22 protein-coding genes are annotated in these 26,177 nt (G+C 71.7%); 18 read left to right on the forward strand and 4 right to left on the reverse strand.

Going from position 1 to position 26,177, the window contains the following annotated elements; translation table 11 throughout:
* Positions 1–15 precede the first annotated feature (15 nt).
* From ASD90_RS08360 to ASD90_RS24620, 3 genes are all read right to left on the reverse strand, one after another.
* Positions 16–555 (reverse strand): M23 family metallopeptidase, encoded by a 540-nt coding sequence (locus ASD90_RS08360; protein ID WP_056754712.1) that lies wholly within the window; start codon positions 553–555, stop codon positions 16–18.
* A gap of 169 nt (positions 556–724) precedes the next feature.
* Positions 725–1,897, reverse strand: a complete 1,173-nt coding sequence (locus ASD90_RS08365) for a pyridoxal phosphate-dependent aminotransferase (protein ID WP_056753881.1) — start codon at positions 1,895–1,897, stop codon at positions 725–727.
* A gap of 246 nt (positions 1,898–2,143) precedes the next feature.
* On the reverse strand, positions 2,144–4,096 hold the full coding sequence (locus tag ASD90_RS24620) for a DUF6541 family protein (RefSeq protein ID WP_056754715.1): 1,953 nt from the start codon (positions 4,094–4,096) through the stop codon (positions 2,144–2,146).
* 285 nt (positions 4,097–4,381) lie between these two features.
* Between ASD90_RS24620 and rpsB the strand changes: the two genes are divergently transcribed.
* The 16 genes from rpsB (at position 4,382) to ASD90_RS08450 (ending at position 21,441) form a co-directional block, all read left to right on the forward strand.
* The gene (rpsB, locus tag ASD90_RS08375; RefSeq protein WP_056753884.1) at positions 4,382–5,332 is read left to right on the forward strand and encodes a 30S ribosomal protein S2; all 951 of its coding nucleotides are present in this window, start codon (positions 4,382–4,384) and stop codon (positions 5,330–5,332) included.
* A 72-nt stretch (positions 5,333–5,404) separates the two neighbouring features.
* Entirely contained in the window at positions 5,405–6,235 is an 831-nt protein-coding gene (gene tsf, locus ASD90_RS08380; RefSeq protein WP_056753887.1) for a translation elongation factor Ts, read from the forward strand.
* 140 nt (positions 6,236–6,375) lie between these two features.
* Positions 6,376–6,966: an antibiotic biosynthesis monooxygenase gene (locus tag ASD90_RS08385; protein ID WP_056753894.1), complete on the forward strand. Its 591-nt coding sequence runs from the start codon at positions 6,376–6,378 to the stop codon at positions 6,964–6,966.
* Positions 6,967–7,108: 142 nt separating this feature from the next.
* Positions 7,109–8,356, forward strand: coding sequence for an NAD(P)/FAD-dependent oxidoreductase (locus tag ASD90_RS08390; protein WP_200958555.1), 1,248 nt, complete (start codon positions 7,109–7,111; stop codon positions 8,354–8,356).
* 21 nt (positions 8,357–8,377) lie between these two features.
* Positions 8,378–8,692, forward strand: coding sequence for a TusE/DsrC/DsvC family sulfur relay protein (locus tag ASD90_RS08395; protein ID WP_056753895.1), 315 nt, complete (start codon positions 8,378–8,380; stop codon positions 8,690–8,692).
* The gene (locus tag ASD90_RS08400; RefSeq protein WP_056753897.1) at positions 8,692–9,228 is read left to right on the forward strand and encodes a DsrE/DsrF/DrsH-like family protein; all 537 of its coding nucleotides are present in this window, start codon (positions 8,692–8,694) and stop codon (positions 9,226–9,228) included. Before ASD90_RS08395 ends, ASD90_RS08400 begins: the two co-directional genes overlap by 1 nt.
* Positions 9,229–9,343: 115 nt before the next feature.
* Positions 9,344–10,117, forward strand: a complete 774-nt coding sequence (locus tag ASD90_RS08405; protein WP_056753899.1) for a response regulator transcription factor — start codon at positions 9,344–9,346, stop codon at positions 10,115–10,117.
* Positions 10,114–12,828 (forward strand): DUF4153 domain-containing protein, encoded by a 2,715-nt coding sequence (locus ASD90_RS08410; protein ID WP_056753902.1) that lies wholly within the window; start codon positions 10,114–10,116, stop codon positions 12,826–12,828. Before ASD90_RS08405 ends, ASD90_RS08410 begins: the two co-directional genes overlap by 4 nt.
* A gap of 14 nt (positions 12,829–12,842) precedes the next feature.
* Positions 12,843–14,051 carry an aminotransferase class V-fold PLP-dependent enzyme gene (locus ASD90_RS08415; RefSeq protein WP_235506434.1) on the forward strand — a complete coding sequence of 403 codons (1,209 nt, stop codon included), beginning with the start codon at positions 12,843–12,845 and terminating at the stop codon, positions 14,049–14,051.
* Positions 14,048–14,776: a UMP kinase gene (gene pyrH, locus ASD90_RS08420; protein ID WP_056753905.1), complete on the forward strand. Its 729-nt coding sequence runs from the start codon at positions 14,048–14,050 to the stop codon at positions 14,774–14,776. Before ASD90_RS08415 ends, pyrH begins: the two co-directional genes overlap by 4 nt.
* Positions 14,777–14,877: 101 nt before the next feature.
* Positions 14,878–15,435 carry a ribosome recycling factor gene (gene frr / locus ASD90_RS08425; protein ID WP_056753911.1) on the forward strand — a complete coding sequence of 186 codons (558 nt, stop codon included), beginning with the start codon at positions 14,878–14,880 and terminating at the stop codon, positions 15,433–15,435.
* A gap of 16 nt (positions 15,436–15,451) precedes the next feature.
* A complete protein-coding gene (locus ASD90_RS08430; protein WP_056753914.1) occupies positions 15,452–16,420 on the forward strand; it encodes a phosphatidate cytidylyltransferase in 969 nt (322 codons plus the stop codon).
* Between the two features lie 4 nt (positions 16,421–16,424).
* Positions 16,425–17,243 carry an SDR family NAD(P)-dependent oxidoreductase gene (locus ASD90_RS08435; protein ID WP_235506435.1) on the forward strand — a complete coding sequence of 273 codons (819 nt, stop codon included), beginning with the start codon at positions 16,425–16,427 and terminating at the stop codon, positions 17,241–17,243.
* A 100-nt stretch (positions 17,244–17,343) separates the two neighbouring features.
* Complete coding sequence (gene rlmN / locus ASD90_RS08440; RefSeq protein ID WP_082588544.1) at positions 17,344–18,579, forward strand: 23S rRNA (adenine(2503)-C(2))-methyltransferase RlmN; 1,236 nt, start codon at positions 17,344–17,346, stop codon at positions 18,577–18,579.
* A gap of 90 nt (positions 18,580–18,669) precedes the next feature.
* A complete protein-coding gene (locus tag ASD90_RS08445) occupies positions 18,670–19,818 on the forward strand; it encodes a N(5)-(carboxyethyl)ornithine synthase (protein ID WP_056753916.1) in 1,149 nt (382 codons plus the stop codon).
* Between the two features lie 36 nt (positions 19,819–19,854).
* On the forward strand, positions 19,855–21,441 hold the full coding sequence (locus ASD90_RS08450) for an aspartate:alanine exchanger family transporter (protein WP_235506437.1): 1,587 nt from the start codon (positions 19,855–19,857) through the stop codon (positions 21,439–21,441).
* Between the two features lie 120 nt (positions 21,442–21,561).
* Here the strand turns inward: ASD90_RS08450 and ASD90_RS08455 are convergent, their stop codons facing one another.
* Complete coding sequence (locus tag ASD90_RS08455) at positions 21,562–22,569, reverse strand: GlxA family transcriptional regulator (RefSeq protein ID WP_056753921.1); 1,008 nt, start codon at positions 22,567–22,569, stop codon at positions 21,562–21,564.
* A 71-nt stretch (positions 22,570–22,640) separates the two neighbouring features.
* On the opposite strand from ASD90_RS08455, the gene ASD90_RS08460 reads away from it, so the two are divergent.
* Positions 22,641–24,029 carry an MFS transporter gene (locus ASD90_RS08460; RefSeq protein WP_056753923.1) on the forward strand — a complete coding sequence of 463 codons (1,389 nt, stop codon included), beginning with the start codon at positions 22,641–22,643 and terminating at the stop codon, positions 24,027–24,029.
* Between the two features lie 4 nt (positions 24,030–24,033).
* Positions 24,034–25,941 (forward strand): propionyl-CoA synthetase, encoded by a 1,908-nt coding sequence (locus ASD90_RS08465; protein WP_056753926.1) that lies wholly within the window; start codon positions 24,034–24,036, stop codon positions 25,939–25,941.
* Positions 25,942–26,177: the final 236 nt, after the last annotated feature.

Here is a 26,177-nt window from a genome sequence, read left to right on the forward strand (position 1 = left end):
TCGACGTCCGAAAGCTCAGGGCAGTGGGAGCAGGACCACGGGCGCTCGACCGACGAACGACAGCGGGTCGAGGTAGGTCTCATCCCTCAGCACGCCCCAGTGCAGGCAGGTTCGGGGCGCACAGTGACCGGGGGTCGACGTCACGGCACCCACGATGTCGCTGCGGGCGACGGGGGTGCCCAGAGGTGGAGCCGCTGCGACCGGCTCGAAGGTGCTTCTCAGGCCGTCTTCGTGCGTCACGACGACGACGGCCCGCCCGGCGACGACACCGGTCCAGGAGATCCGCCCGGCGGACGGTGCTCGGACGGACTGTCCCGCAGAGGCAGCCAGATCCACGCCTCGGTGACCGGGCAGCCACGGCTGGTCGGGGCGGTCGAAGCGCCGCACCACCTCGGGACGAGGGTCGAGCGGCCAGGCCCATCGACCGGCCGCGGTCCGGGAGGGGAGCGGTCCACCCGAGGAGTCCGGGGCCCCGGACGCGGCTGGCATCGTGCCCGCACCCGTCACGGACGCCGCTGCGAGGACGGCGCTGAGCAGTGCTGAACCGATCGACATGACCTCATGGTCGTCCGCGTTCAACCGGGGTGGGAGGTGCGTCAGCGCACCTGTGGACGAGGATCAGGTCTCGCGAGGACATGTGGACGACGGCCGGCCTCTGGCTCGTGGGCAGAGTGCTCACTCGAGTGGGGTGGGGCGCTCACTCGAGGGGCCAGGGGGTATGGGGTCAGGGGGGTGTGGGTGTGCCCGCGGCGGCGAGGCGCCGGCTGGCCTCGAGCAGCACCTCGTCCTTCTTGCAGAAGGCGAACCGGACCAACGTGCGCGCCGCGTCCTGGTCGTCGTGGAAGACGGACACCGGCACTCCGACGACGCCGGCGATCTCGGGCAGTCGGCGCGCGAACTCCAGCCCGTCGACCGCACCCAGCGGGGCTGCGTCGGCGATGACGAAGTAGGTCCCCGACGGCCGCGCCACCCGCAGACCCGATGCCTCGAGCGCTGAGCACAGCAGGTCGCGCTTGGCCTGGAGCGAGTGGCGCAGATCGGCATACACCTCGTCGCCGAGCCCCAGGGCGAGGGCCACAGCCGGCTGGAACGGGCCGGACGCGACGTACGTGAGGAACTGCTTGACGGTGCGCGCAGCCGCGACCGCCTCGGCGGGCCCGGAGAGCCAGCCGACCTTCCAACCGGTCGCCGAGAAGGTCTTGCCGCCCGAGCTGATCGTGATGGTGCGGTCGGCCATCCCCGGCAGGGTCGCCATCGGCACGTGCACGGCGTCATCGAAGACGAGGTGCTCGTAGACCTCGTCCGTCACGACCCAGGCGTCGTGCTCGCGCGCGAGCGAGGCGACGAGCTCGAGCTCGGCCCGGGTGAAGACCTTGCCCGTCGGGTTGTGCGGTGTGTTGAGCAGGACGAGCCGGGTCCGCGACGAGAAGGCGGCCCGCAGCGACGCCTCGTCGACCGCGAAGTCGGGGAAGCGGAGGACGGACGTGCGGCGCGTCGCCCCCGCCAGGGCGATCGTGGCGGCATACGAGTCGTAGTAGGGCTCGAAGGTGACGACCTCGTCGCCCGGCTCGCAGAGCGCGAGGACGACCGACGCGATCGCCTCCGTCGCGCCGGCGGTGACGAGCACCTGCGACGCGGGGTCGAGCGAGATCCCGTAGAAGCGCTCCTGGTGCGCCCCGACCGCCTCGAGCAGCTCAGGCACGCCGGGGCCGGGCGGGTACTGGTTGCGGCCCCCGTCGATCGCGGCCTTGGCCGCCTCGAGCATCTCGCGTGGCCCGTCGGTGTCGGGGAAACCCTGCCCGAGGTTGATGGCGCCGGTCCGGGCGGCGAGCGCCGACATCTCGGCGAAGATCGTCGTCCCGAAAGGCTGCATGCGCGAGATCAGCGGCGAGCTCATGGCCCGAGCGTAGCCACGGGCACCCCCGGGTACGTGGCAGAGCCCCCGCCGGGGCACGTGGCGGGGGCTCTTGTGTCCCGCAGCGGCTGTGGAGGGGTCCTTGCCGCGGGACGTAGGTGGAGATCCCACCCGGTCAGGGGGTCTGGGTGGGATCTCCACCCCCACCATCGCGCGAGGGCCCAGAGCGTTACGGGGCGTCCACGAGGAGATGCACGAATCATCCCTGGCGTATGCCGTCCGGCCGGGTCAGGGGGTCGCCGCGGGGGTGGCCGCGGGGGTGGCCGCGGGGGTGGCCGCACTGCCGAGTCCGCAGCCGGTGACGCGGTAGAGCGTGTAGTCGCCGTCGGTCCGCACGGGCTCGACGCCGTCGACGTCCGCCAGGTTCTTGAGCCCGGAGGACCGCTCCGGGCGGTCGAGCCAGTAGACGTGGGTCGAGTCGACGGCCCAGCGGATGTCGTGGCGCGCCATGGCGGCGCAGACGTCCGGTCGGTTCGCCATGTCGTCGAAGCCGGTGCCGATGACGATCTCGTCGCCGGTCGCGGGGATGGGGATCGAGCGGTAGAGGGTGTTGGTGCCGAACAGCGGCCACATGAGCGGCGAGCCGTTCTCGGGACGTCCGACGACGCCCTGGCCGGCCGGGACGAGGGAGTTCAGCCGGCGCAGCGAGTCCTGGCCCTCGAACGACAGGATGACCTTCTTCGGGTCGCTCGGCTGGAAGAAGTCGGTGAGCATCCGGTGCCGGGTCGCGCCGTTGAGCCCGAGTGTGAGTGCCGGGATGACGAGCACCGCGACGAGTCCCACCACGACGGGCCGCGACCCGAGCCCGGGCACCTTGCGGAGCAGCTCGCGCAGCGCCGGGGCCGCGGCGGCGACGAGCACGACGCCGGGGACGGCGGCGAGCGACGCCAGTCTGACCTTGTCGTTGTACCAGTAGCCCGTGACGAGCGCGGTCCACGACATCGTCGACGACGCCGCCATGACGTAGAGGACGACGCACGCGCCCCACATGGCGACGACGGGCAGGGCAGCCCGCGCGCGCAGGGCGATCCAGCCGATGCCGAGCGCGATGAGCAGGACGAGCCCCCAGAGCAGGTCGGGGATCTGCAGTCGACCGCCGACGACCTCGACGAGCGCGGTCCAGGCCGACACGCGGTCCTTCCACTCGTAGGACTGGGTGGAGGCCAGCTGGGCCGAGACGACCGGGGCGGCCACGAGCCCGACGACACCGACGACACCGACGATCGCGAGGTCGCGCCCGACGACCCACCACGAGACGTGGTGGAGCAGGCCTGCCCGGATCCGCGCGGTGACGAACCAGACGAGCGCGAAGAGCACGAGGGCCACGAGGGCGTTGGGCTGGATCAGGGCGAGCCCCGGCAGGGCGGCGACGAACGCGAGCCACTGCCCGATCCGCCGGGACCTCGCAGCCTGGAGCATCAGGGCGAGAGCTCCGGGTGTCAGGGCGGTGGCCATGAGGTTGGGCCACAGCACGCCCCAGCCGAGGAGGATCGTCGGGAAGGCGATGAAGGCCGCGGAGGAGAACCCGGCGGCATACGTCACGAGGCGGGAGGTGCCGAGCGCGTGGCGCACGAGGGCCACGCAGCCGATCGGCCACACGAGCGCCGCGAGCACGATGGTCGCGACGTTGGTGCCGGGCAGCACGTCCGCGACGCCGGGAAGGAGGCTGGTCGCGATCCACGAGTGGAAGCCGTTGGGGTAGAAGGTCGGGTTGGCGATCGAGAAGTTGCCGGTCTCGAGGAAGGTCTTGATGCGGCCCAGGTGGTAGACGGCGTCGGGGGAGTCGACGAGCTCGTCGGGACGCCCGATGGCGGGCAGGATCGTCACGAGCGCGAGGACGGCCCCGATCGCGATGGCGACGACGGCGTCCGGCCGTGGGCGGCCGAAGACGCGACGGGTCGCGCCGAGCTCCGGGTCGTCACGACCGAGCAGCCGCATCCCGCCCCAGGCGACGGCCACCGCGACGGCCGTGACGACGAGGAGCGGCAGCAGGCCCCAGCGCACGCCCACCCGCTGGGCGACCGTCGCGAAGACCGCGACGAGGCCGACGGAGACCGCCGGGGAGACGGCCAGCGCCTCGAGGCCGCGTGCGCCCAGGGCCCGCACGACCAGCCAGCCGGGCAGGAAGAGCACCACCGAGAGGACGACGAAGGCCGGGATCGTGTCCACCCAGTGCGCCATGCGGGCCATTGTGTCGGGTCGCCACGATTTCTCCACAACCCGGGTCAGGACGTACGATGGTGGGCGGTCCCGTGTGCTCGTCGCACGGACCGTAATTCGCGCGTCTTCTGCCGGTCCGCCGGACCGGGTCACACCACGGCAGTCCCCACCGCTTGCGGCGGGGCGGGGTGCGTCAGGCGCCAGGAGTGAGGTCGTATGCCGCCCGCCGGGCCACGTCTGTGACGTGACCGCCGGGCGTCGGCGCCCACGCACAACTGACAACAACGAACCAAGGGAGAACACGGCATGGCCGTCGTCACCATGCGCCAGCTCCTCGAGAGCGGCGTCCACTTCGGGCACCAGACCCGTCGCTGGAACCCCAAGATGAAGCGCTTCATCATGACCGAGCGCAACGGCATCTACATCATCGACCTGCAGCAGTCGCTGACGTACATCAACAACGCGTACGACTTCGTCAAGGAGACGGTGGCCCACGGTGGCACCATCCTCTTCGTCGGCACGAAGAAGCAGGCCCAGGAGCCCATCGCCGAGCAGGCGACGCGCGTCGGCATGCCGTACGTCAACCACCGCTGGCTCGGTGGCATGCTCACCAACTTCCAGACGATCTCCAAGCGCCTCACGCGCCTCAAGGAGCTCGAGGAGCTGAACTTCGACGACGTGGCCGGCTCGGGCTACACGAAGAAGGAGCTGCTCATCCTCAAGCGCGAGATGATCAAGCTCGAGCGCACCCTCGGCGGCATCCGCACGATGGCCAAGGTCCCCTCGGCCGTGTGGATCGTCGACACCAAGAAGGAGCACCTCGCCGTCGACGAGGCCCGCAAGCTCGGCCTGCCGGTCATCGCGATCCTCGACACGAACTGTGACCCCGACGAGGTCGACTACAAGATCCCCGGCAACGACGACGCGATCCGCTCCGTCACGCTGCTGACCCGGGTCATCGCCGACGCCGTCGCCGACGGTCTCGTCCAGCGCTCGTCCGGCAAGTCCGGTGGCGACGCGCAGGCCGAGGAGCCGCTGGCCGAGTGGGAGCGCGAGCTCTACGCCGACGCCGCTGCCTCCACGGAGACCGCCGATGCGCCCGCCGCCGAGGCGACCGAGGCCCCCGCCGCCGAGGCCACCGAGGCTCCGGCTGCCGAGGCCCCCGCTGCCGAGGCCACCGAGGCTCCTGCTGAGGCTCCCGCCGCCGAGGCCACCGAGGCTCCCGCCGAGGCGACGGCCGGTGCCGAGCAGGCCTGACGGCCTCGCGCACCAGCCTCACCACCTCACAACACGAGTCAATCTCCACTGACGAAAAGAGCGATACAGAGCATGGCGAACTACACCGCCGCTGACATCAAGGCGCTGCGCGAGCAGACGGGCGCCGGCATGATGGACGTCAAGAAGGCGCTCGACGAGGCCGACGGCGACCGCGCCAAGGCCATCGAGATCCTTCGCGTCAAGGGCCTCAAGGGCGTCACGAAGCGTGAGGGCCGCTCGGCCTCCAACGGCCTCGTGACGGCCGAGGCCGGCGACGGCGTCGGCACGCTGGTCGAGGTCAACTGCGAGACCGACTTCGTCGCCAAGGGTGAGAAGTTCATCGCCCTCGCCGACCAGGTCCTCGCGCAGGCCGTGGCCGCCAAGGCCACCGACGCCGACGAGCTGCTCAAGAGCAGCCTCGAGGACGGCAAGACCGTCCAGGAGCTGCTCGACGAGGCCAACGCGACGATCGGCGAGAAGATCGAGATCCGTCGCGTGGCCCGTGTCGAGGGCGAGAAGGTCGTGTCCTACCTGCACAAGACGAGCCCCGACCTGCCGGCGCAGATCGGCGTCCTCGTCGCGCTCGAGGGTGGCGACGAGACCGTCGGTCGCGACGTCGCGATGCACATCGCCGCGTTCAGCCCGACGGTGCTGTCGCGCGAGGAGGTCCCGGCCGAGACGGTCGAGAACGAGCGTCGCGTCGCCGAGGCCACCGCCAAGGAGGAGGGCAAGCCCGAGGCTGCTCTTCCCCGCATCATCGAGGGTCGCGTCAACGGCTTCTTCAAGGAGAACGTCCTGCTCGAGCAGGCCTTCGCCAAGGACGCCAAGAAGACCGTCGGCAAGGTGCTCGAGGAGGGCGGCGCCACGGCGAAGTCCTTCGCGCGCTTCCGCGTCGGCCAGTGAGGTCCTGACCTCACCGCACCACTCGTAGCGCAGAACCCGCGCATCACGACGACGTATGCCGGTCGCCCCCGTCGGGGCGGCCGGCATCGTCGCGTTCCGGGCCCGACCCGGGTCGACCGGACGAACCCCTGGAGGAGCCCTTGAGCACCCGCACCGACACGCCCACCACCGACGAGGTCGACGGCCCGCTGACCGTCTCGATCACCCGACGGGTGGCCCCCGAGGACGAGCTGCTCATGCAGGCCTGGGTCCATGCCGGGACCTCGATGGCCGAGCGCTTCGAGGGCTTCCTCGGTGCCGGCTGGGTGCGCTCGGGCGCCGAGGACTGGCACATGCTCTACCGCTTCGACTCGCGCGCCCACCTCGACACGTGGGAGCGCTCGCCCGAGCGGCTCCGGTGGCTGCGCTCGGCGGCCGACCTCGTCGAGCACCGCCGCACGGAGTACCGCACCGGCATCGAGGGCTGGTTCGACGAGCCGACGTCGTCGTCGGTGCGCGAGGCGGGCCCGAGGGGACCGTCTGCGCCCCCACGCTGGAAGCAGGCGACCGTCATCTGGGTCGCGTTCTTCCCGACGAGCCTGGCCCTGACCTACCTGCTCTCACCGTTCAGCGGGCAGTGGCCCGTGGTGCCTCGGGTCCTCGTCACGACCCTGCTCGCGACGCCGTGGATGACCTACCTCTTCCTGCCGTTCGTGACCCGGCTCTTCGGTCGGTGGCTCAAGGCCGACTGACGGCCTGCTGGCGACCGACGGCCACGGACTGACGCGGTCGTCGACGAAATCCCTTGTGAGGCAGGCCTTTGTCTCACACATCACAGCCCCGTTGTCTCGTGGCTCACAGCGCTCCGGATACCCGTGGGGGTACTTTCGAAGCATGACCACCACCATGAGGTCCCTCGTGGTCCTGGGAGCGGGTACGGCCGGCACCATGGTCGTGAACAAGCTGAGGCACCGCCTCCCCACCACCGAGTGGCGCATCACCGTCGTCGACAAGGACGACGTCCACGACTACCAGCCGGGCTATCTCTTCCTGCCGTTCGGGCTCATCGAGCCGGAGCAGGTGCGACGCAGCAGGCACGGCCTCATCACCGAGGGCGTGGAGCTCGTGCTCGGCGACGTCGACCGCGTCGACCCCGTCGCCCGCGAGGTCTCGCTCCTCGACGGGCGCACCCTCGTCTACGACGAGCTCGTCATCGCCTCCGGCACGAGCCCCCGACCCGACCAGACGCCGGGGATGCTCGGGCCCGAGTGGCACCGCAGCGTCGGCGAGTTCTACACCTACGAGGGTGCGACGGCCCTGCGTGAGGCGCTCGCCGGCTTCTCGGGCGGCCGGCTGGTCGTGCACGTCACCGAGATGCCGATCAAGTGCCCGGTGGCGCCCCTCGAGTTCGCGTTCCTCGCCGACGACTTCCTGCGACGCCGTGGCCTGCGCGAGCGTACCGAGATCGTCTACGTGACCCCGCTGGACGGCGCCTTCACCAAGCCGGTCGCGAGCCGTGAGCTCGGGCACCTGCTCGCCGACAAGGGCATCACCGTCGAGACCGACTTCATGGTCGAGCACGTGGACCAGGAGCGACGCGTCCTCGTGTCCTACGACGAGCGCGAGGTCGCCTACGACCAGCTCGTGACGATCCCGCTCAACATGGGCGCCGACTTCGTCGCCCGGTCGGGCCTCGGCGACGAGCTGAACTACGTGCCGGTCGACAAGCACACGAGCCTCTCGACCAAGCACGCGTCGATCTTCGTCCTCGGCGACGCGAGCAACATCCCGACGTCGAAGGCCGGCTCCGTCGCGCACTTCTCCGTCGAGGTCTTCGTCGAGAACTTCATCGAGCACGTGCACGGCCAGGACATGACCCATGCGTTCGACGGCCACGCCAACTGCTTCGTCGAGTCCGGCGGAGGCAAGGCGATGCTCCTCGACTTCAACTACGACACCGAACCGTTGACCGGCACCTTCCCGGTGCCGCACCTCGGGCCGATGACGTTGCTCAAGCAGTCGCGTGCGAACCACCTCGGCAAGCTCGCGTTCCGCCACATCTACTGGAACATCCTGCTCCCCGGACGACCCCTCGGCCTGCCCGCGCAGATGTCGATGGCGGGGAAGGTCCCCGCTGCGTGAGCTCAGCAAAGGAGCGCCACCATGCCCACCACCACAATCGCCGGCCATGCCGTCGAGGTCAACGACGAGGGCTTCCTCACCCATCCCGACCAGTGGTCCGACGACCTCGGCTCCGAGCTGGCCCGGCTCATCGGGATCGAGCTGACCGACGACCACTGGAAGCTCGTCCACTTCCTCCGTGACGACTTCGCACACCTGGGCGAGACGGCCACGCTCCGCCGGGTCAGCACCCAGACCGGCACCCCGATCAAGTCCCTCTTCGACCTCTTCCCCGGCAAGCCGGCCAAGAAGATGGCCTACGTCGCGGGGCTGCCCAAGCCGAAGGGATGTGTGTGATGACCACCGCAACCACCCAGACCGACCAGACCGCCCAGAGCGCCCCGTTCGTGCCGGTGTTCGACTCGCCCGAGTCGCAGGGGCGCAAGCTCGCGATCATCTGCAGCAAGGGCAACCTCGACATGGCCTACCCGGGGCTCATCCTGGCCAACGCCGCGCTCGGTGAGGGGGTGGAGACCCATCTGTTCTTCACCTTCTGGGGCTTCGACATGATCAACAAGAAGACCTCGGGCGACCTCAAGTTCACGATGCTCGGCAACACCGCCACGCACCTGCCGCAGGGCCTCGGTGGCATCCCCGGGATGACGCACCTCGCCACGTCGCAGATGAAGAAGGCCATCGCCGACCTCGACGTGCCCGAGGTGCCGGAGTTCCTCGACCAGATCGTCGGCTCGGGCGGGCACCTGTGGGCCTGCCGGATGTCGGCGGACATGCAGCACCTGACCGAGGACGACCTGCGCGACGACGTCGAGGGGATCATCTCGGCCTCGGACTTCATCGAGCTGACGGAGGGCGCGCAGCTGCTCTTCATCTGATCCAGCGTGGTGGGTGGGTGTGGCCGGTCGGGCCGGTGTGGGCCCGGCCGGCCTTCACACGATCTCCACACGTCGCACCCGCGCTGCCCGCGCGCCCACTCCTAGGCTCAGGGACATGAACCAGGGGTATGCCGGACCGTCGTCGAGCGCCGCCGCTCCCGTTCTGCTCGTCGTCGAGGACGACCCGACGATCAACCAGGCCGTCACCGATCGTCTTGTGGCAGAAGGCTTCCGTGTCGTCCAGGCGTTCGACGGACCCGGTGCGGTCGCGGCCCACGGCGAGCACGCGCCCGACCTCGTCGTCCTCGACCTCATGCTGCCCGGCTTCGACGGGCTCGAGGTCTGCCGGCGGATCCAGGCGGAGCGGCCGGTCCCGGTGCTCATGCTCACGGCGCGTGCCGACGAGACCGACCTGCTCGTCGGCCTCGGGGTCGGCGCCGACGACTACGTGACCAAGCCGTTCCGCATGCGCGAGGTCGTCGCCCGCATCCGCGCCCTGCTGCGTCGCGTCGACCGGGCGCGCGAGCTGGCCGCGGAGCAGCCCCCCGTGCTCGTGGTCGGTGACCTGACGGTCGACCGCGGGTCTCGCAGGGTCTCGGCACGGGGGAGCGAGGTGCACCTGACGCCTCTCGAGTTCGACCTGCTCCTGGCCCTCGCCGCCGAGCCCGGCGCTGTGCGGGGGCGCGACGAGCTGATGCGCGAGGTGTGGGGGTGGGCGGACGCCGGCGGCACCCGCACCCTCGACAGCCACGTGAAGTCGCTGCGGGCCAAGATCGGGTCCGACCGCGTCCGCACCGTCCACGGCGTCGGCTACTCGCTCGAGACCGGCCCGGTCGCACCTGCCGGCGGGGACGACGACACCCGCGCCGACGGGGCGGGCCGACCGTGAACGCCGACCGGCCCCTCGACGGCATCCGCTCGATCAAGGTCAAGCTCGGCCTGCTCGTGGCCGCCAGCATCGTGGCCGCGTCGCTCGTCTCCGTCATCGGCGACCGGGCCGGCGTGCCCGGCTGGCTCACCCTCCCGGTGACGATCGCCGCCGCCCTCGGGGTCACCCAGTGGCTCGCTCGCGGCATGACGTCCCCGCTGCGCGAGATGACCGCCGCGGCGTCGCGGATGGCGACCGGCGACTACTCGCAGCGCGTCCCGGCGACGTCCGCCGACGAGGTGGGGGTGCTCGCCGACGCCTTCAACACCATGGCAGCCGACCTCGCCGACGCCGACCAGCAGCGACGCCAGCTCGTCGCGACGGTCTCACACGAGCTGCGCACGCCACTCGCCGCCCAGCAGGCCCTGCTCGAGAACCTCGTCGACGGCGTCGTGCGTCCCGACGACGCCGTGCTGCGCACCGCGCTCGCCCAGGCCGAGCGCCTCGGCGGGCTCGTCGGCGACCTGCTCGACCTCAGCGCGGTCGACGGCGGGCGGACGCCCCTCGCGCTGGCGGCCGTCGACGTCCACGAGCTCGTCGAGACCGCCGTCGCGGAGGCCGGCGTCTCGCGGCGCGGCACCGTGCACGTCGTCGACGTCCCGAGCGACCTGCACGTCACCGCGGACGCGGCCCGCCTCGCCCAGGTGCTCGCCAACCTGCTCGACAACGCCGACCGGCACAGCCCGCCGGGCGGCCGCGTCACCGTCAGCGCCGGTCCCGACGGACCGGACCGGTGGTGGCTCCAGGTCGCCGACGAGGGGCCGGGCATCCCGGCCGAGCACGCCCACCGCATCTTCGACCGCTTCGGCTCCGGCGACGACGCCGGCGGCGGGACCGGGATCGGGCTCGCCATCGCGAGCTGGGTGTGCGAGCTGCACGGCGGGTCGATCGCCGCCGTCGCGCCTCCCGAGGGCGAGCACGGCGCCCGCCTCCGGGCCGTCCTGCCGCGCTCGCCGGGGTCCATGCCGCCGTATGCCGCCCAGAACGCCGCGGACGCACCCACCCCTACGACGACCCCGACCTCCACCACCGCCCGGCCCGCGTCCGCCGCGGGTCCAGACCCCGAGGAGCCCACCGTGCCCGCACCCATTCCCGCCGCGGCGGGACGCACCCCAGGCGGAGCGCCGGGCGGGCCGGGCCCCGCACCGCGCCCGACGGCATACTCCGGCCTGCCCGTGGGGGCGCCGAAGCCGGTCGTCGACTCGCTCTTCGGTGACCTCTGGCCCGAGGCAGGTCTCGCCCCGCAGGTCCGCCTACTGCTGCTCTGCCTCGGCGTCGGGGTCCTGTCGGCCGTGCTGCTGCCCTACCGCGACATCGGTGTGGCGCTGTTCGGCGTGCTCCTCCTCGGGGGCGTCGTCCTCTGGCGCACGACGCGCTACCGCACGACCCGCTGGACGGCCGTCAGCAGCGTGCTCTGCGTCGGTCTCGCGTCCTTCTCGGTGCTGCGGGCCGCCGAGTGGCTCACGGTCATGTCCGTGATGCTCGGGGTCCTCGTGCTGACGACGGCGCTCACCGATGCGAAGGGCTTCCTCTCCCTCGGAGCCGGGCTCGCGTCCTGGCCCCTCGCCGCCATGCGCGGCCTGCCGCTGCTCGGCCGCACCGTCTCCGCGACGAGCCGGATCAACGTCGTGTGGCCGGTCGTGCGCACCGCCGCCATCTCGCTGGTCGCGCTCGTCGTCTTCGGCGGCCTCTTCGCCTCGGGCGACGCGGTCTTCGGGTCGTGGGCGCAGACGCTCGTGCCGCACGTCGCGTGGGACGGCCTGACCTTCCGCTTCTTCGTCGGCTTCGTCATGGGCGGGGCCCTGCTCGCCGCCGGCTACGTCGCCCTCAACCCGCCGCGCGTCGAGCGCGTCGCCCTGCCCGAGGCGCGTCCGGTGGCGCGCGTCTGGGAGTGGGTCGTGCCCGTCGGCCTCGTCGTCGCCCTCTTCGTCGCGTTCGTCGTGGCCCAGGCCGCGGCCCTCTTCGGCGGGCACGACTACGTCCAGCGCACGACCGGGCTGACGTACGCCGAGTACGTCCACCAGGGCTTCGGCCAGCTCACGGCCGCGACGGTGCTCACGCTCGCCACCGTGGCGCTCGCGGTCCGCAAGGCGCCGCGATCGACGACACAGGAGCGGCTCGTGCTCCGCGTCGTGCTCGGGGCGCTGTGCGGTCTCACGCTGGTCGTCGTCGGGTCGGCGCTGCACCGGATGGACCTCTACCAGCAGGCCTACGGCTTCACGCTGCTCCGGGTGCTCGTCGACGGGTTCGAGCTCTGGCTCGGCCTGCTCGTCGTGCTCGTCCTCGTCGCCGGGGTCCGGCTCTCGGGGTGGTGGCTCCCGCGCGCGGCGCTGGCGTCCGCCGTCGCCTTCGTGCTCGTCGGTGGCCTCGCCAACCCCGAGGCGTGGGTCGCGCAGCGCAACATCGACCGCTACCAGGCCACGGGCAAGCTCGACGCGGCCTACCTGCGGTCGCTGGGCTCCGACGCCACGCCGGCGATCGTCGCCGGCCTGCCCCGGGACGTCTCGGCCTGCATCGTGCTTCCTTCGACGATCGCGGCACGCGCCCAGCGTGAGGACGTCCTGTCGTGGAACCTCGGTCGCTCCCGCGAGGCGTCCGTCGACGTGGCGCCGATGACTCCCGCAGAGGCGGCCCGGTGCCCGGACCTGATGTCGGGCGGGCTCAAACCCTGAGGCAGGATGGTCGGGTGCGTCGCGACATCGCCGAGCTGTTCGAGCTCGACCCGGCCCTGACCCACCTCAACCACGGTGCGTTCGGTGCCGTGCCCCGCTCGGTCCGTGAGGCCCAGGACCGTGCCCGGGCGAGCGTCGAGGGGGCGCCCATGCGGGCCTTCCGCGACGAGCTGCCCTCGGCGCTCGCGGCGGCACGGGAGTCCGCGGCCGCCTTCGTGGGCGTGCCCGCCGCGTCGACGGCGCTCGTGCGCAACGTCACCGAGGCCGTCGGGGTCGTGCTCCAGGGCCTCGGCATCGGTCCCGGGGACGACGTCGTCGTCAGCAACCACGGCTACCTCACGGCCGGCTGGTCCGTCGAGGCGCGCGGCGGGACGCTGCGCACCGCGACCTTCGGGGTCGACAGCGGTCCCCGGGACGTCGTGACGGCCTTCGCGTCGGCCGTGACCCCGCGCACCCGCCTCGTCGTCATCGACCAGATCACCTCGCCGACGGCCCTCGTGCTGCCCGTGGCCGAGGTCGCTGCGGCCGTGGCTCCCGTCCCGGTCCTCGTCGACGCCGCCCACGTGCCCGGCGCGCTGCCCGGACTCGACGTCGAGGCGCTCGGCGTCGCCTTCTGGTCGGGCAACCTGCACAAGTGGGCCTACACGCCACGCGCCGCAGCGACCCTCTGGGTGGCTCCCGAGCACCGCGAGGCGATGCGTCCGCTCGTCACCTCATGGAGCCACGGACTGCCCTTCCCCGAGCGCTTCGACCTGCAGGGCACCGTCGACCACTCGTCGTGGGTGGCCGTGCCCGACGGCCTCGCCGCCTGGGCCGGCCTCGGCGGGTGGCCCCAGGTCCACCGCAATGCCGACCTGCTCCTGCGCGGGGCCGAGCTCGTGCGGGAGGCGCTCGGCACCGACAGCCCGCTCGGCGGCATACCCTCCGCCCCGTGCCTGCGTCTCGTCGCGCTCCCTGAGGGAGTGGCGACCACGACCGAGGACGCCGAGGCGCTGTGGCAACGCCCACACGGCCGGCTTCGTCGTGCCTCCGGTCGCGTTCGACGGTCGGGGCTACCTCCGGCTCGCCGCCGCGCCCTACAACGACGAGTCCGACTACGCCCGGCTCGCGGCCGCGCTGCCCGGGGTCCTCGCCGCCTGAACCCGATGCGGCCGATGTCCGCGGGATGTGGAAAGATCGACCGACCGCCGGAACGCTGCCCACGAGGAGGCCCTGCGCCATGACCGACGCCCAGACAACCCCCTTCCACCGGGTCCTTCTCAAGCTCTCCGGTGAGGTGTTCGGGGGCGGGAGCATCGGACTCGACCCGGCCGTCGTCTCCGGCATCGCCCAGCAGATCGCCGACGCCGTGCGCGGCGGCGTCGAGGTCGCCGTCGTCATCGGCGGAGGCAACTTCTTCCGCGGCGCCGAGCTCCAGCAGCGCGGCATGGACCGCACGCGTGCCGACTACATGGGCATGCTCGGCACCGTCATGAACTGCCTCGCCCTGCAGGACTTCCTCGAGAAGGAGGGCATCGAGACGCGCGTGCAGTCCGCGATCGCCATGCAGCAGGTCGCCGAGCCCTACATCCCGCGTCGGGCCATCCGCCACCTCGAGAAGCACCGCGTCGTCATCTTCGGCGCCGGCGCCGGCATGCCGTTCTTCTCCACCGACACGGTCAGCGCCCAGCGCGCCCTCGAGATCAAGTGCGACGCCGTGCTCATCGCCAAGAACGGCGTCGACGGCGTCTACGACTCCGACCCGCGCACCAACCCCGACGCCAAGAAGCTCGAGACGGTCACCTTCCAGGACGCCATCGTCGAGGGACTCAAGGTCGTCGACGCGGCCGCTTTCAGCCTCTGCATGGAGAACAAGCTGCCGATGGTCGTCTTCGGCATGGAGGGCGCGGGTAACATCACGCGCGCCCTGCTCGGTGAGAAGATCGGCACGCTGGTCACCAACGCCTGAGCGGTCGCCTGCCGCTGCGACGCGAGCAGTCCCACCGAAGCGCACGAACCCGCTGAAACCCCTGCACCACCCCACGAACGAGGGACGAGGAAGCCAGAGCCATGATCGAAGAGACGATGTTCGAGGCCGAGGAGAAGATGGACAAGGCCGTCGAGGTCCTCAAGGAGGACTTCGCGGGCATCCGCACTGGCCGCGCCAACCCGGGGCTGTTCAACAAGCTCACGGTCGAGTACTACGGCGCGCCGACCCCGCTGCAGCAGCTCGCCTCGTTCCAGAACCCCGAGCCCCGCACCATCCTCGTCATCCCCTTCGACAAGTCGGCGATGCACGAGATCGAGCGCGCCATCCGCGACTCCGACCTCGGCGTCAACCCGAGCAGCGACGGCAACCAGATCCGCTGCGTCATGCCGGAGCTGACCGAGGAGCGCCGCCGTGAGTACATCAAGCTCGCCAACCACAAGGCCGAGGAGGCGCGCGTCTCGGTGCGCAACATCCGTCGCAAGGCCAAGACCGACCTCGACAAGCTCGTCAAGGACGGCGAGGTCGGCGAGGACGACGGGTCGCGCGCCGAGAAGGAGCTCGACGGCCTCACCAAGAAGCACACCGACCTCGTCGAGGGGCTCGTCAAGGCCAAGGAGGCCGAGCTGCTCGAGGTGTGACCTCGATGCTCGACCGATGATGACGACCGACTCCCCGCCGGACCCCGTGGACCCCGCGCCCACGGCGCAGGCCGGCGACGGCGGGGCCGGGCCGCTCGACCCCGTCCCCTACGACCCGAGCCTCGACGAGCTCGCCGGCCTCCCCGCCGAGCAGGTCATCGAGAAGAAGCAGAGCCGGGCAGGGCGCAACCTGCCGGCGGCGATCGCCGTGGGGGTCGGCCTCGGCATCCTCATCGTCGCGACCCTGCTGATCCGCAAAGAGGCGTTCATCACGCTCGTCGCGCTCGGCGTGGCCGTGGGCATCTGGGAGCTGCGTGGGGCCTTGCGCCACGCCGCCGTCCGGGCGCCGCTCGTCCCACCGGTCGTCGGCATGGTCGTGATGCTCTGGGCCGCCTTCGTCCACGGTCCCGCCGGCCTCGTCGTCGCCTGGTCCCTGACGTGCCTCGCCGTCGTGCTCTGGCGCGGCACCGGTCGCCTCGACGGCGCCGGGCGCGACGTCCTCGGCGGCATCTTCATCGCCACCTACCCGACCTTCCTCGTCGGCTTCGCGATCCTCCTGCTCGCGCCGGAGGACGGCGTCGCACGCATCTTCGTCTTCTTCATCACCACCGTCTGCAGCGATGTCGGCGGGTATGCGGCGGGCGTCCTCTTCGGCAAGCACCCCATGGCGCCGACCATCAGCCCGAAGAAGTCCTGGGAGGGCTTCGCCGGCTCGGTGCTGCTCTGCATCGTCGGCGGCTCGCTCACGGTCCACTTCCTGCTCGGTCACTCGTGGGTCATCGGGATCGCGCTGGGTGTCGGTGTCGCCGTCGCCGCCACGGTCGGCGACCTCATGGAGTCGCTCATCAAGCGCGACCTCGGGATCAAGGACATGTCCAACGTCCTGCCCGGCCACGGCGGGGTCATGGACCGTCTCGACTCGCTCGTCGTCGTCGCGCCCATCGTGTGGGCCGTGCTGACGCTGCTCGCCGCCAAGCCGGGCTGACCCGGTGGCCGAGGCACGGGCGGCCGCCCTGACCGCGCCCTTCGGCCAGACCGGCCGGGTCGCCCTCGTGACTGGCGCCGGCAGCGCGAGCGGCATCGGCTTCGCCACGGCCCGCCTGCTCGGCCGGCTGGGCGCCTCCGTCGTGCTCACCGCGACGACCGACCGGGTGCACGAGCGCGTCGCGTGGCTGCGTCGCGAGGGAGTGACGGCGAGCGGCCACGTCGGCGACCTGACGCACGAGCCGGCGGCACAGGCGCTCGTCGGGGCGTGCATAGCGGCGCACGGTCAACTCGACGTCGTCGTCAACAACGCCGGCATGACGAGCGCCGCCGACCCCGACACACTCGGTGGCGACCTCGCGGCCACCGACCCCGCGCGCTGGCACGGGTCGCTCGCCCGCAACCTCGACACCGCCTACCTCGTCAGCCGGGCCGCCCTGCCGCACCTGCGGGCGTCCGGGGCGGGTCGGCTCGTCCTCGTCAGCAGCGTCACCGGCGGCGCCATGGCCATGCGCGGGGAGGTCGCCTACGCCACGGCCAAGGCCGCGCTCCTCGGTCTGGCGCGGGCTCTCGCGGTCGACGAGGGGATGCACGGCACCACCGTGAACGCGGTCGCCCCGGGCTGGGTGGCGACCGGGTCGCAGACCGAGGCCGAGGCGCGCGAGGGACGGGCGACGCCGCTCGCCCGCTCCGGCACTCCCGACGAGGTCGCCGCTGCCATTGCCTTCCTCGCCAGCCGTGAGTCGTCCTACGTCACGGGCCAGGTGCTCGTCGTCGACGGCGGCAACACCGTCACTGAACAGCGCGCAGCCCGACGCGACTGAGCGACCGGCGCCCGGGCGCGGGAGGGCGGCATACGCCCTCGGTGGGGTCGCCCGGCCGGCCGACCCGCGTTTTGACTCCACCTGAGACACTGGAGGGGAGATGACCGACACCCCAGCCCCCGCCGCCGAGTCCGCCCCCCAGCCCACTACCGAGGCCGTCGACGTGCAGCCGCCGGTCGCGCTGCCCGAGCCGACGACGGCCCGTCCCGTGCCGGGGCAGCTGACCTTCCAGGCGCCCCGCCGCGGCAAGCCGCCGCGCCATCTCGCCGACTTCACGCCGGCCGAGCGCAAGGAAGCCGTCGAGTCCTTGGGGCACAAGGGGTTCCGGGCCAAGCAGCTGTCGACGCACTACTTCGAGCGGCTCGAGGACGATCCCGAGCAGATGACCGACCTGCCCAAGGCGGTGCGGTCCGAGCTCGTCGCCGACCTCCTCCCGACCCTGCTCACGCCCATCGTGCAGCGCGTCGCCGACGACGGCCAGACGATGAAGTACGCGTGGCGCCTGCACGACGGCGCGATCGTGGAGTCCGTGCTCATGCGCTACCCCAACCGCGTGACGATCTGCATCTCGAGCCAGGCCGGCTGCGGCATGAACTGCCCGTTCTGCGCGACCGGCCAGGCGGGCCTGACCCGCAACATGTCGGCGGGCGAGATCGTCGAGCAGGTCGTCTGGGCCGCTCGGGCTCTGCGACGGGGTGAGCTCGCCGGCGGCGGCGACGAGGACCGGGAGGCGCCGCTGCGCGTCAGCAACGTCGTCTTCATGGGCATGGGCGAGGCGCTGGCCAACTACAAGGCGTCGGTCGGCGCCATCCGTCGCCTCACCGACCAGGCCCCCGATGGCCTCGGCATGTCGGCCCGCGGCATCACGATGTCGACGGTCGGCCTCGTGCCCGGCATCGACAAGCTGACGGCCGAGGGCATCCCGGTGACGCTGGCCCTGTCACTGCACGCCCCCGACGACGAGCTGCGCAACGAGCTCGTGCCGATCAACACCCGGTGGTCCGTCGACGAGGCGCTCGACGCCGCCTACCGCTACTTCGAGGCGACCGGTCGGCGCGTGTCGATCGAGTACGCCCTCATCCGCGACATCAACGACCAGGGCTGGCGCGCCGACCTGCTCGGCGAGAAGCTGAACCGGCGCGGCAAGGGGTGGGTGCACGTCAACCCGATCCCGCTCAACCCGACGCCGGGCTCGAAGTGGACCGCGAGCCGACGCGGTGTCGAGCAGAACTTCGTCGAGAGGCTGCGCGCCCACGGCATCCCGACGACCATCCGCGACACCCGGGGCCAGGACATCGACGGCGCCTGCGGCCAGCTCGCCGCCTCGACCGCCTGACACGCGTACGCTGACGGGGTCGTGCCCGGCTCGGGCGCTGGTGACGAGTCGCCGGGCTGAGCGCGGGGCGGCCCACCAGGAGGTACGCGCATGGACCAGCTCAGCCTCGGCGTCATGGCCCGGTCGCTCAAGGAGAACGAGCACCGGCTGCCGCTGCACCCCAAGCACGTCGACCGCATCCCCGTGGAGCTGCGCGGCCGGGTCTTCCTCGAGACCGGCTACGGCGAGCGGCACGGCGTCTCCGACGACCAGCTCGAGCGCTTCGTCGGCGGCTTCCGCAGCCGCGAGCAGCTCGTGGCGGAGTGCGACGTCATCCTCGCGCCCAAGCCCCTGCTCAGCGACATCTCGGCCCTGCGGGAGGGCCAGGTCCTCTGGGGCTGGCCGCACTGCGTGCAGGACGCCGAGCTCACCCAGGTCGCCATCGACCGGCAGCTGACGCTCATCGCGTTCGAGGCGATGAACCACTGGAACAAGGACGGCTCCTTCAGCCTCCACGTCTTCCACAAGAACAACGAGCTCGCCGGCTACTGCTCGGTGCTGCACGCCCTCCAGATCGCCGGCATCACGGGCGACTACGGCCCGCAGCGCCGCGCGGTCGTCATCGGCTTCGGTGCGACGGCCCGTGGCGCCGTCACCGCGCTCAACGCCCTCGGGATCGGTGACGTCGACGTGCTCACGCATCGACAGAAGGCGGCCGTCGCCTCGCCCATCCACTCGGCCCGGATCGTGCACTTCGACACCGACGACACGACGGCGCGCGTGAGCCACGCCGTGACCGAGCACGGCCCGGTGGCGCTGGGGGAGTTCCTCGCCGAGCACGACATCGTCGTCAACTGCGTGCTCCAGGACACCGACGCGCCCATCACCTTCATGACGGGCGACGACCTCAAGCGGATGACGCCGGGCAGCATCGTCATCGACGTCTCGTGCGACGAAGGCATGGGGTTCAGCTGGGCGAAGCCGACGACCTTCACCGAGCCGACCTTCCTCGTCGGCGACCACGTGCTCTACTACGCCGTCGACCACAGCCCGTCCTACCTCTGGGACGCCGCGACGTGGGAGATCAGCGAGGCGCTCCTGCCCTTCCTGCCGACCGTCATGGGCGGCCCCGATGCGTGGGACGCCTCCCCGACGGTCCGGCGGGCCATCGAGATCCGTGGCGGCGAGATCCAGAACCCCGCGATCCTGTCGTTCCAGGGTCGTTCGTCGAAGCACCCGCACCTCCCGCTTGCGACCTGACCCGGGCTGCAGCGACCCGGGAAGGGAGAGGACGGCGTGCTCACTCTGCTGGCGGGGCAACCGATCCTGCTCCTCGCGCTGCTCCTGCTCGTCGGCACGATGCTGGGGCGGGTCCGTCTGGGGACGGTCGAGATCGGCCCGGCCGGAGTGCTCTTCGCCGCGATCGCCGTGTCGGCCATCGGCGTCGCGAACGGGGTGAAGCTCCAGATCCCGGAGAACGTCGGCACGCTCGGACTCGTGCTCTTCACCTACACGATCGGGGTCGTCTCGGGCCCGAGCTTCTTCGCGTCCCTGCCCCGAGGGTGGCCGGTGATGCTCACGGTCGTGGCCACGATCGCCGTCGTCGCGGTCGCAGCAGTGCTGGTGGGCCGGGCCCTCGGGCTGACGTCGTCGGTCGTGGCCGGGGCCTTCACCGGCGCCCTGACCAACACCCCCGCCCTCGCCGCGGCGACCGAACGGGCCGCCGATCCTGCCGGCCCGACCGTCGGCTACTCCATCGCCTACCTCTGGGGCGTCGTCGGGATGCTCCTCGCGGCGGCGTGGTCGCTGCGCCATCGTGGCAACGAGGCACCTCCCAGCGAGCCGCTCGTGCACCAGACGATCCGCACGGAACGCGGGGAGGGGCTCTCCCTCGCCGACGTCGAGGAGCGCTACGACCACAAGGTCACCTTCTCGAGGCTCAAGCACGACCACCTCTCGAACCCGACGCTCGTGGCCGACGACGAGCTGCTGCTCGGTCCGAACGACCTCGTCACGGTCGTCGGACCGCGTGACCTCGTCGACCGGGTCACACTCGAGCTCGGCCACCGCTCCTCGCACGACATCGTCGAGGGGCACGAGGACCTGGACTACCGCCGGGTGACGGTCTCGAACGAGAAGATCGCCGGCCGATCGGTGGGCGCGATCGACCTCGAGGGCCGCTTCGGCGCCCACATCAGCCGGGTGCGGCGCGCAGACGTCGACCTCGTGGCCGCGCCGGGGCTCGTGCTGCAGATGGGTGACCGGGTGCGCGTCACGTCGCCGGTCCAGCGGATGCCGGAGGTGTCGGCCTTCCTCGGGGACTCCGACCGGGGGATGTCCGACATCAACCCGGTCGGCTTCGCCCTCGGGCTCTCGATCGGCCTGCTCGTCGGCATGGTTCACATCCCCCTGCCGGGCGGGGGTTTCGCCCTCGGCGCGGCCGCTGGGACGCTGCTCACCGGCCTCGTGTTCGGCCGGCTCGGCCGCCTCGGTCCCGTCGTGACCTCGATGTCGAACGGCGCGGCCCAGTCCTTGTCCTACTTCGGCGTCATCACCTTCCTCGCATATGCCGGCACCCGGGCAGGCGAGCGGATCGTCGGTGCGATCACCTCCGACCTCGGCTGGAAGGTCGCCGTGCTCGGTTTCGTCGTCACGACGGGAGCCGCCGTGCTGCTGCTCCTGGCCGGGCGCCTCGTCCACCGCATGGGCGGGACCCAGCACGCCGGCATGCTGGCCGGTGCGCAGACCCAGCCTGCGATCCTGGCGTTCGCCAACGACCGCACCGGCTTCGACACCCGAGTGAGCCTCGGCTACGTGCTCGTCTACCCGGTGGCGATGATCGCCAAGATCGTCATCGTGCAGGTCCTCGCCGGGCTCGGCTGAGCCCGACGAGCCCGACGAGCCCGACGAGCCCGACGAGCCCGACGAGCCCGACGAGCCCGMCGAGCCCGMCGAGSCCGACGAGCCCAGCCCGAGGAGCCGGATGAGGACCTGTGCGGCGGGTCAGGCCGGCTCGGCGCGGTAGGTGCGCCGGTAGGCGAGGGGCGACAGGCCCACGGCGGCCGTGAGGTGCTGGCGCAGTGAGGCGCTGGTGCCGAACCCTGCCGCGGCGGCGACCCGGTCGACGGGCAGGTCGGTCGTCTCGAGCAGGTGCCGGGCACGGTCGACCCGGGCCCGCGCGAGCCACGTACCGGCCGTCTCGCCCGTCTCCTCGCGGAAGCGGCGGGTGAAGGTGCGCACGCTCGTTCCGGCATGACGAGCCAGGTCGGACAGGCCGATCGGCTCGTCGAGGTGCTCGAGGGCCCAGGCGCGTGTCGATCCGGTGCCGGCCTCGGACTCGTCGGGGACGGGGCGCTCGATGAACTGGGCCTGGCCGCCCGCGCGCCAGGGTGCGACGACGGCGCCGCGGGCGACCCGGTTGGCGGCTTCGGTGCCGAGGTCGCTGCGCAGGACGTGCAGCAGCAGGTCGATGCCCGCGGCGTTGCCCGCCGAGGTGAGGACGTCGCCGTGGTCGACGTAGAGCACGTCGGGGTTGAGGTCGACCGTCGGGAAGTGACGGCGGAAGAGGTCCTCGTAGACCCAGTGCGTCGTCGCCTCGCGGCCGTCGAGCTTGCCGAGGCCAGCGAGGACGAAGGCCCCGGTGCAGATCGAGAGCCACCGCGCGTCGGACCGGGCCGTGGCGGCGAGCTCGACCAGGGCAGTGGGCAGCTCGCCCTGGGTGACGATGGCGGTGTTGGTGATGCCCGGGATGACGACCGTGTCGGCTTGCGCGACAACGGATCTCGGGTGCGTCGGCAGAGCGGCGTAGCCGGCAGACGTCATGACGGGGCCGTCGTCGAGCGTGCACATGGACACCTCGTAGGGCGGGGGAGCGCCGGTGAGGCGACCGGGCCAGCCGGGGTCGAGGGCGCTCGCGCTGAAGAAGCGGTGGGGCAGCCCGAGCTCGAACGCCACGACGCCGTCGAGGGCGAGGACGGCGACGCGGTGCGGTCGCGGGGCGTCGGGACTCATGGCCAGATCTTTGCACATCATGTCCTTCTGGCCACTCGTCATCGCCGAAGCGGTCCTGCAGGGTGGTGCCTGTGAGCCTGACCGACCGCCGCGCCGACGTCCCCGACGACGACGTCCCCGAGCGCGCCATCCCCGACCCCGCCGGCGCGCCGATCCGTTCCGGCCACCGGATCCACCCGGCCTGGTGGGTCGCTGTCGTCACCTTCCTGACGATCATCGGCGCGGCCGGCTTCCGCTCCACGCCGGGCGTGCTCATGACGCCGCTCCACGAGGAGTTCGGCTGGCCGATGGGCGTCATCGGTGGCGCCGTCTCGGTCAACCTCGTCCTCTTCGGGCTCGCGGCGCCCTTCTCGGCGGCCCTGATGGAACGCCTCGGCATCCAGCGGGTCGTCGCCGTCGCCCTCGTGCTCGTCAGCGTCGGCTCGCTGCTGCCGATCTGGATGACGGCGTCGTGGCAGCTCGTCCTCTGCTGGGGGATCGTCGTCGGTCTCGGCACGGGTGCCATGGCCATGAGCCTCGTCGCCACCGTCACCGGGCGCTGGTTCGTCGAGCGGCGCGGCCTCGTCACCGGCGTGCTCACGGCCGCGGGCGCCACGGGCCAGCTCGTCTTCCTGCCCGTCCTCGCCTGGCTCGCCGAGAACCACGGCTGGCGCACCGCCGCGATCGCCACGTCGGCCGCGGCCCTGACGGTCGTCCCGCTCGTGCTGTGGAAGCTGTACGACCACCCGAGCGTCCTCGGCATCACGGCCTACGGCGCCCCCGCGGGCACCCCGGTCGGACGTCCGCCGCGCCCGACCGGGCACCCGGCGCACCTGGCCCTGGCGACGCTCCGCGACGCCGCGCGCACCAAGGTCTTCTGGCTCCTCGCCGGCAGCTTCGCCGTGTGCGGCGCCTCGACGAACGGCCTCGTCGGCACGCACTTCATCCCGGCGGCCCACGACCACGGCATGCCGACCACCACGGCGGCGGGTCTGCTCGCGCTCGTCGGGGTCTTCGACATCGTCGGCACCGTCTTCTCCGGCTGGCTCACCGACCGGGTCGACTCGCGGATCCTGCTCGCGGCGTACTACACGCTCCGAGGCGGCTCGCTCTTCCTGTTGCCGGCGCTCTTCAGCGACTCGATGCACGTCAACATGCTCGCCTTCGTGCTCTTCTACGGCCTCGACTGGGTGGCCACCGTGCCACCGACGATGGCCCTGTGCCGCAGCGCCTACGGCGAGCGCGCCCCCATCGTCTTCGGCTGGGTCTTCGCCTCCCACCAGCTCGGTGCGGCCGGCGCGGCCCTCGGCGCCGGTCTCGTCCGCGACCAGCTCGGCACCTACGACCTGGCCTGGTACGTCGCGGGCGGCCTGTGCCTCGTCGCGGCCGTGATGTGCGTCGCGATCTCGACCGCTCGTCTGTCAGATGTGTCACCTCGGCGCACGGGCTCTGGCGCGGAGACGTCACCGACGGCACAGTGAGCCCATGAGCGACGGCGCTGCGACGGCATACCAGAGCACCTACGACGCGAGCCTGAGTGACCCGGAGGGTTTCTGGCGCCAGGCGGCCGAGAGCATCGACTGGGTGACGCCGCCGACGCGCATCCTCGACGAGTCGAGGCCGCCGTTCTACCGGTGGTATCCCGATGCCGAGCTCAACGTCTGCTTCAACGCCGTCGACCGCCACGTCGCCGCCGGCCGCGGCGACCAGGCCGCGATCCACTACGACTCCCCGGTGACGGGCACGAAGAGCACGCTGACGTATGCCGTCCTGCTCGATCGGGTGCGCGCCGTGGCCGGTGGCCTGCGCGGGCTCGGCGTCGGCAAGGGCGACCGGGTCGTCATCTACATGCCGATGGTGCCCGAGGCCGTCATCGCGATGCTCGCCTGCGCCCGCATCGGGGCCATCCACTCCGTCGTCTTCGGTGGCTTCGCCCCCCAGGAGCTCGCGGCCCGCATCGATGACGCGGCCCCGAAGGTCGTGCTCTCGGCGTCGTGCGGGGTCGAGCCGAGCCGCGTCGTGCCCTACAAGCCGTTCCTCGACGAGGCGATCAGGCGCTCGGCGCACCGGCCCGAGCACTGCGTCGTGCTCCAGCGGGAGCAGCTCGTCGCCGAGCTCGGCGACCGTGACCTCGACTGGATGGACTTCGAGTCCGGCGACGCCGCGCTCGAGGGCAGCGAGTGCGTCACGGTGGCCGCGACCGACCCGCTCTACATCCTCTACACGTCCGGCACGACCGGGAAGCCGAAGGGCATCTACCGCGACAGCGGTGGCTACGCCGTCGCGCTCCGCTGGTCGATGGCCAACATCTACGACGTGGCGCCGGGCGAGACGATGTTCACCGCGAGCGACGTCGGCTGGGTCGTCGGGCACTCCTACATCGTCTACGCGCCGCTGCTCACGGGCGCGACGACGGTGCTGTACGAGGGCAAGCCCGTCGGCACCCCGGACGCCGGCGCGTTCTGGAGGGTCATCGCCGAGTACGACGCCGTCTGCATGTTCACCGCGCCCACGGCGTTCCGCGCCATCAAGAAGGACGACTCGAGCGCCTCCAAGGTCGCCGAGCACGACCTGTCGCACTTCCGTGCACTCTTCCTCGCGGGGGAGAGGCTCGACCCCGACACCTACGAGTGGGCCTCCGCCGCGCTGAGCAAGCCCGTCATCGACAACTGGTGGCAGACCGAGACCGGCTGGCCGATCGCCTCCAACCCCAAGGGGATCGGGCTGTTGCCGATCAAGGCAGGCTCGCCCACGGTCGCCGTCCCCGGCTATGACGTGCGGGTCCTCGACGCGACCGGCGAGCAGGTCGAGCCGGGCACCGAAGGGGCGATCTGCATCAAGCTCCCGATGCCGCCGGGCACCCTGCCGACGCTCTGGGGCGACGACGACCGCTACGTCAGCTCCTACCTGTCGGCCTACCCGGGCTACTACCTGACGGGCGACGGCGGCTACCTCGACGAGGACGGCTACCTCTACGTCATGGGGCGCACGGACGACGTCCTCAACGTCGCCGGGCACCGGCTGTCGACCGGCTCGCTCGAGGCCGCGCTCGCCGGGCACGAGGCCGTCGCCGAGTGCGCGGTCATCGGCGTGCACGACGACCTCAAGGGTCAGGTGCCCCGGGCGCTCGTCGTGCTCAAGGCGGGCGTCGACGCCGAGGCGGACGGCGACCGGATCAAGCGCGAGCTCGTCGCCCGGGTCCGCGCCGAGGTGGGGGCCGTGGCGGCCCTGCACCAGGTCGACATCGTGGCCGGCCTGCCGAAGACGCGGTCGGGCAAGATCCTGCGCAAGACGATGCGCGAGCTGGCCGACGGCAAAGCCGCCGTCGTGCCCGCCACGATCGAGGACGCCTCCGTCCTCGAGGTCCTGACGCCTGTCCTGCGCGGTTCCTGACCCTACGACGCGCCCTCGCCGGAACTGCGCCGTGGCGCACTTCTGGTGGCGATCCGGCTCTGGAGGCCGCTGGAACTGCGCCATGGCGCACTTCTGGTGGGAATCCTGTTCTCGAGGGCGCCGGAACTGCGCCATGGCGCACTTCTGGTGGGAATCCTGTTCTCGAGGGCGCCGGAACTGCGCCGTGGCGCACTTCTGGTGGCGATCCGGCTCTGGAGGCCGCTGGAACTGCGCCG

The sequence above is a fragment of the Terrabacter sp. Root181 genome (genome assembly GCF_001428505.1).
In the GTDB taxonomy this organism is placed as follows: Bacteria; Actinomycetota; Actinomycetes; order Actinomycetales; family Dermatophilaceae; genus Terrabacter.

Bases quoted from the DNA above. Each gene is read 5' to 3' on its own strand.
- ASD90_RS08360 (WP_056754712.1), bottom strand. From the start codon at position 555: ATGTCGATCGGTTCAGCACTGCTCAGCGCCGTCCTCGCAGCGGCGTCC.
- ASD90_RS08365 (WP_056753881.1), bottom strand. From the start codon at position 1,897: ATGAGCTCGCCGCTGATCTCGCGCATGCAGCCTTTCGGGACGACGATC.
- ASD90_RS24620 (WP_056754715.1), bottom strand. From the start codon at position 4,096: ATGGCGCACTGGGTGGACACGATCCCGGCCTTCGTCGTCCTCTCGGTG.
- rpsB (WP_056753884.1), top strand. From the start codon at position 4,382: ATGGCCGTCGTCACCATGCGCCAGCTCCTCGAGAGCGGCGTCCACTTC.
- tsf (WP_056753887.1), top strand. From the start codon at position 5,405: ATGGCGAACTACACCGCCGCTGACATCAAGGCGCTGCGCGAGCAGACG.
- ASD90_RS08390 (WP_200958555.1), top strand. From the start codon at position 7,109: ATGACCACCACCATGAGGTCCCTCGTGGTCCTGGGAGCGGGTACGGCC.
- ASD90_RS08395 (WP_056753895.1), top strand. From the start codon at position 8,378: ATGCCCACCACCACAATCGCCGGCCATGCCGTCGAGGTCAACGACGAG.
- ASD90_RS08400 (WP_056753897.1), top strand. From the start codon at position 8,692: ATGACCACCGCAACCACCCAGACCGACCAGACCGCCCAGAGCGCCCCG.
- ASD90_RS08405 (WP_056753899.1), top strand. From the start codon at position 9,344: ATGAACCAGGGGTATGCCGGACCGTCGTCGAGCGCCGCCGCTCCCGTT.
- pyrH (WP_056753905.1), top strand. From the start codon at position 14,048: ATGACCGACGCCCAGACAACCCCCTTCCACCGGGTCCTTCTCAAGCTC.
- frr (WP_056753911.1), top strand. From the start codon at position 14,878: ATGATCGAAGAGACGATGTTCGAGGCCGAGGAGAAGATGGACAAGGCC.
- ASD90_RS08430 (WP_056753914.1), top strand. From the start codon at position 15,452: ATGATGACGACCGACTCCCCGCCGGACCCCGTGGACCCCGCGCCCACG.
- rlmN (WP_082588544.1), top strand. From the start codon at position 17,344: ATGACCGACACCCCAGCCCCCGCCGCCGAGTCCGCCCCCCAGCCCACT.
- ASD90_RS08445 (WP_056753916.1), top strand. From the start codon at position 18,670: ATGGACCAGCTCAGCCTCGGCGTCATGGCCCGGTCGCTCAAGGAGAAC.
- ASD90_RS08455 (WP_056753921.1), bottom strand. From the start codon at position 22,569: ATGAGTCCCGACGCCCCGCGACCGCACCGCGTCGCCGTCCTCGCCCTC.
- ASD90_RS08465 (WP_056753926.1), top strand. From the start codon at position 24,034: ATGAGCGACGGCGCTGCGACGGCATACCAGAGCACCTACGACGCGAGC.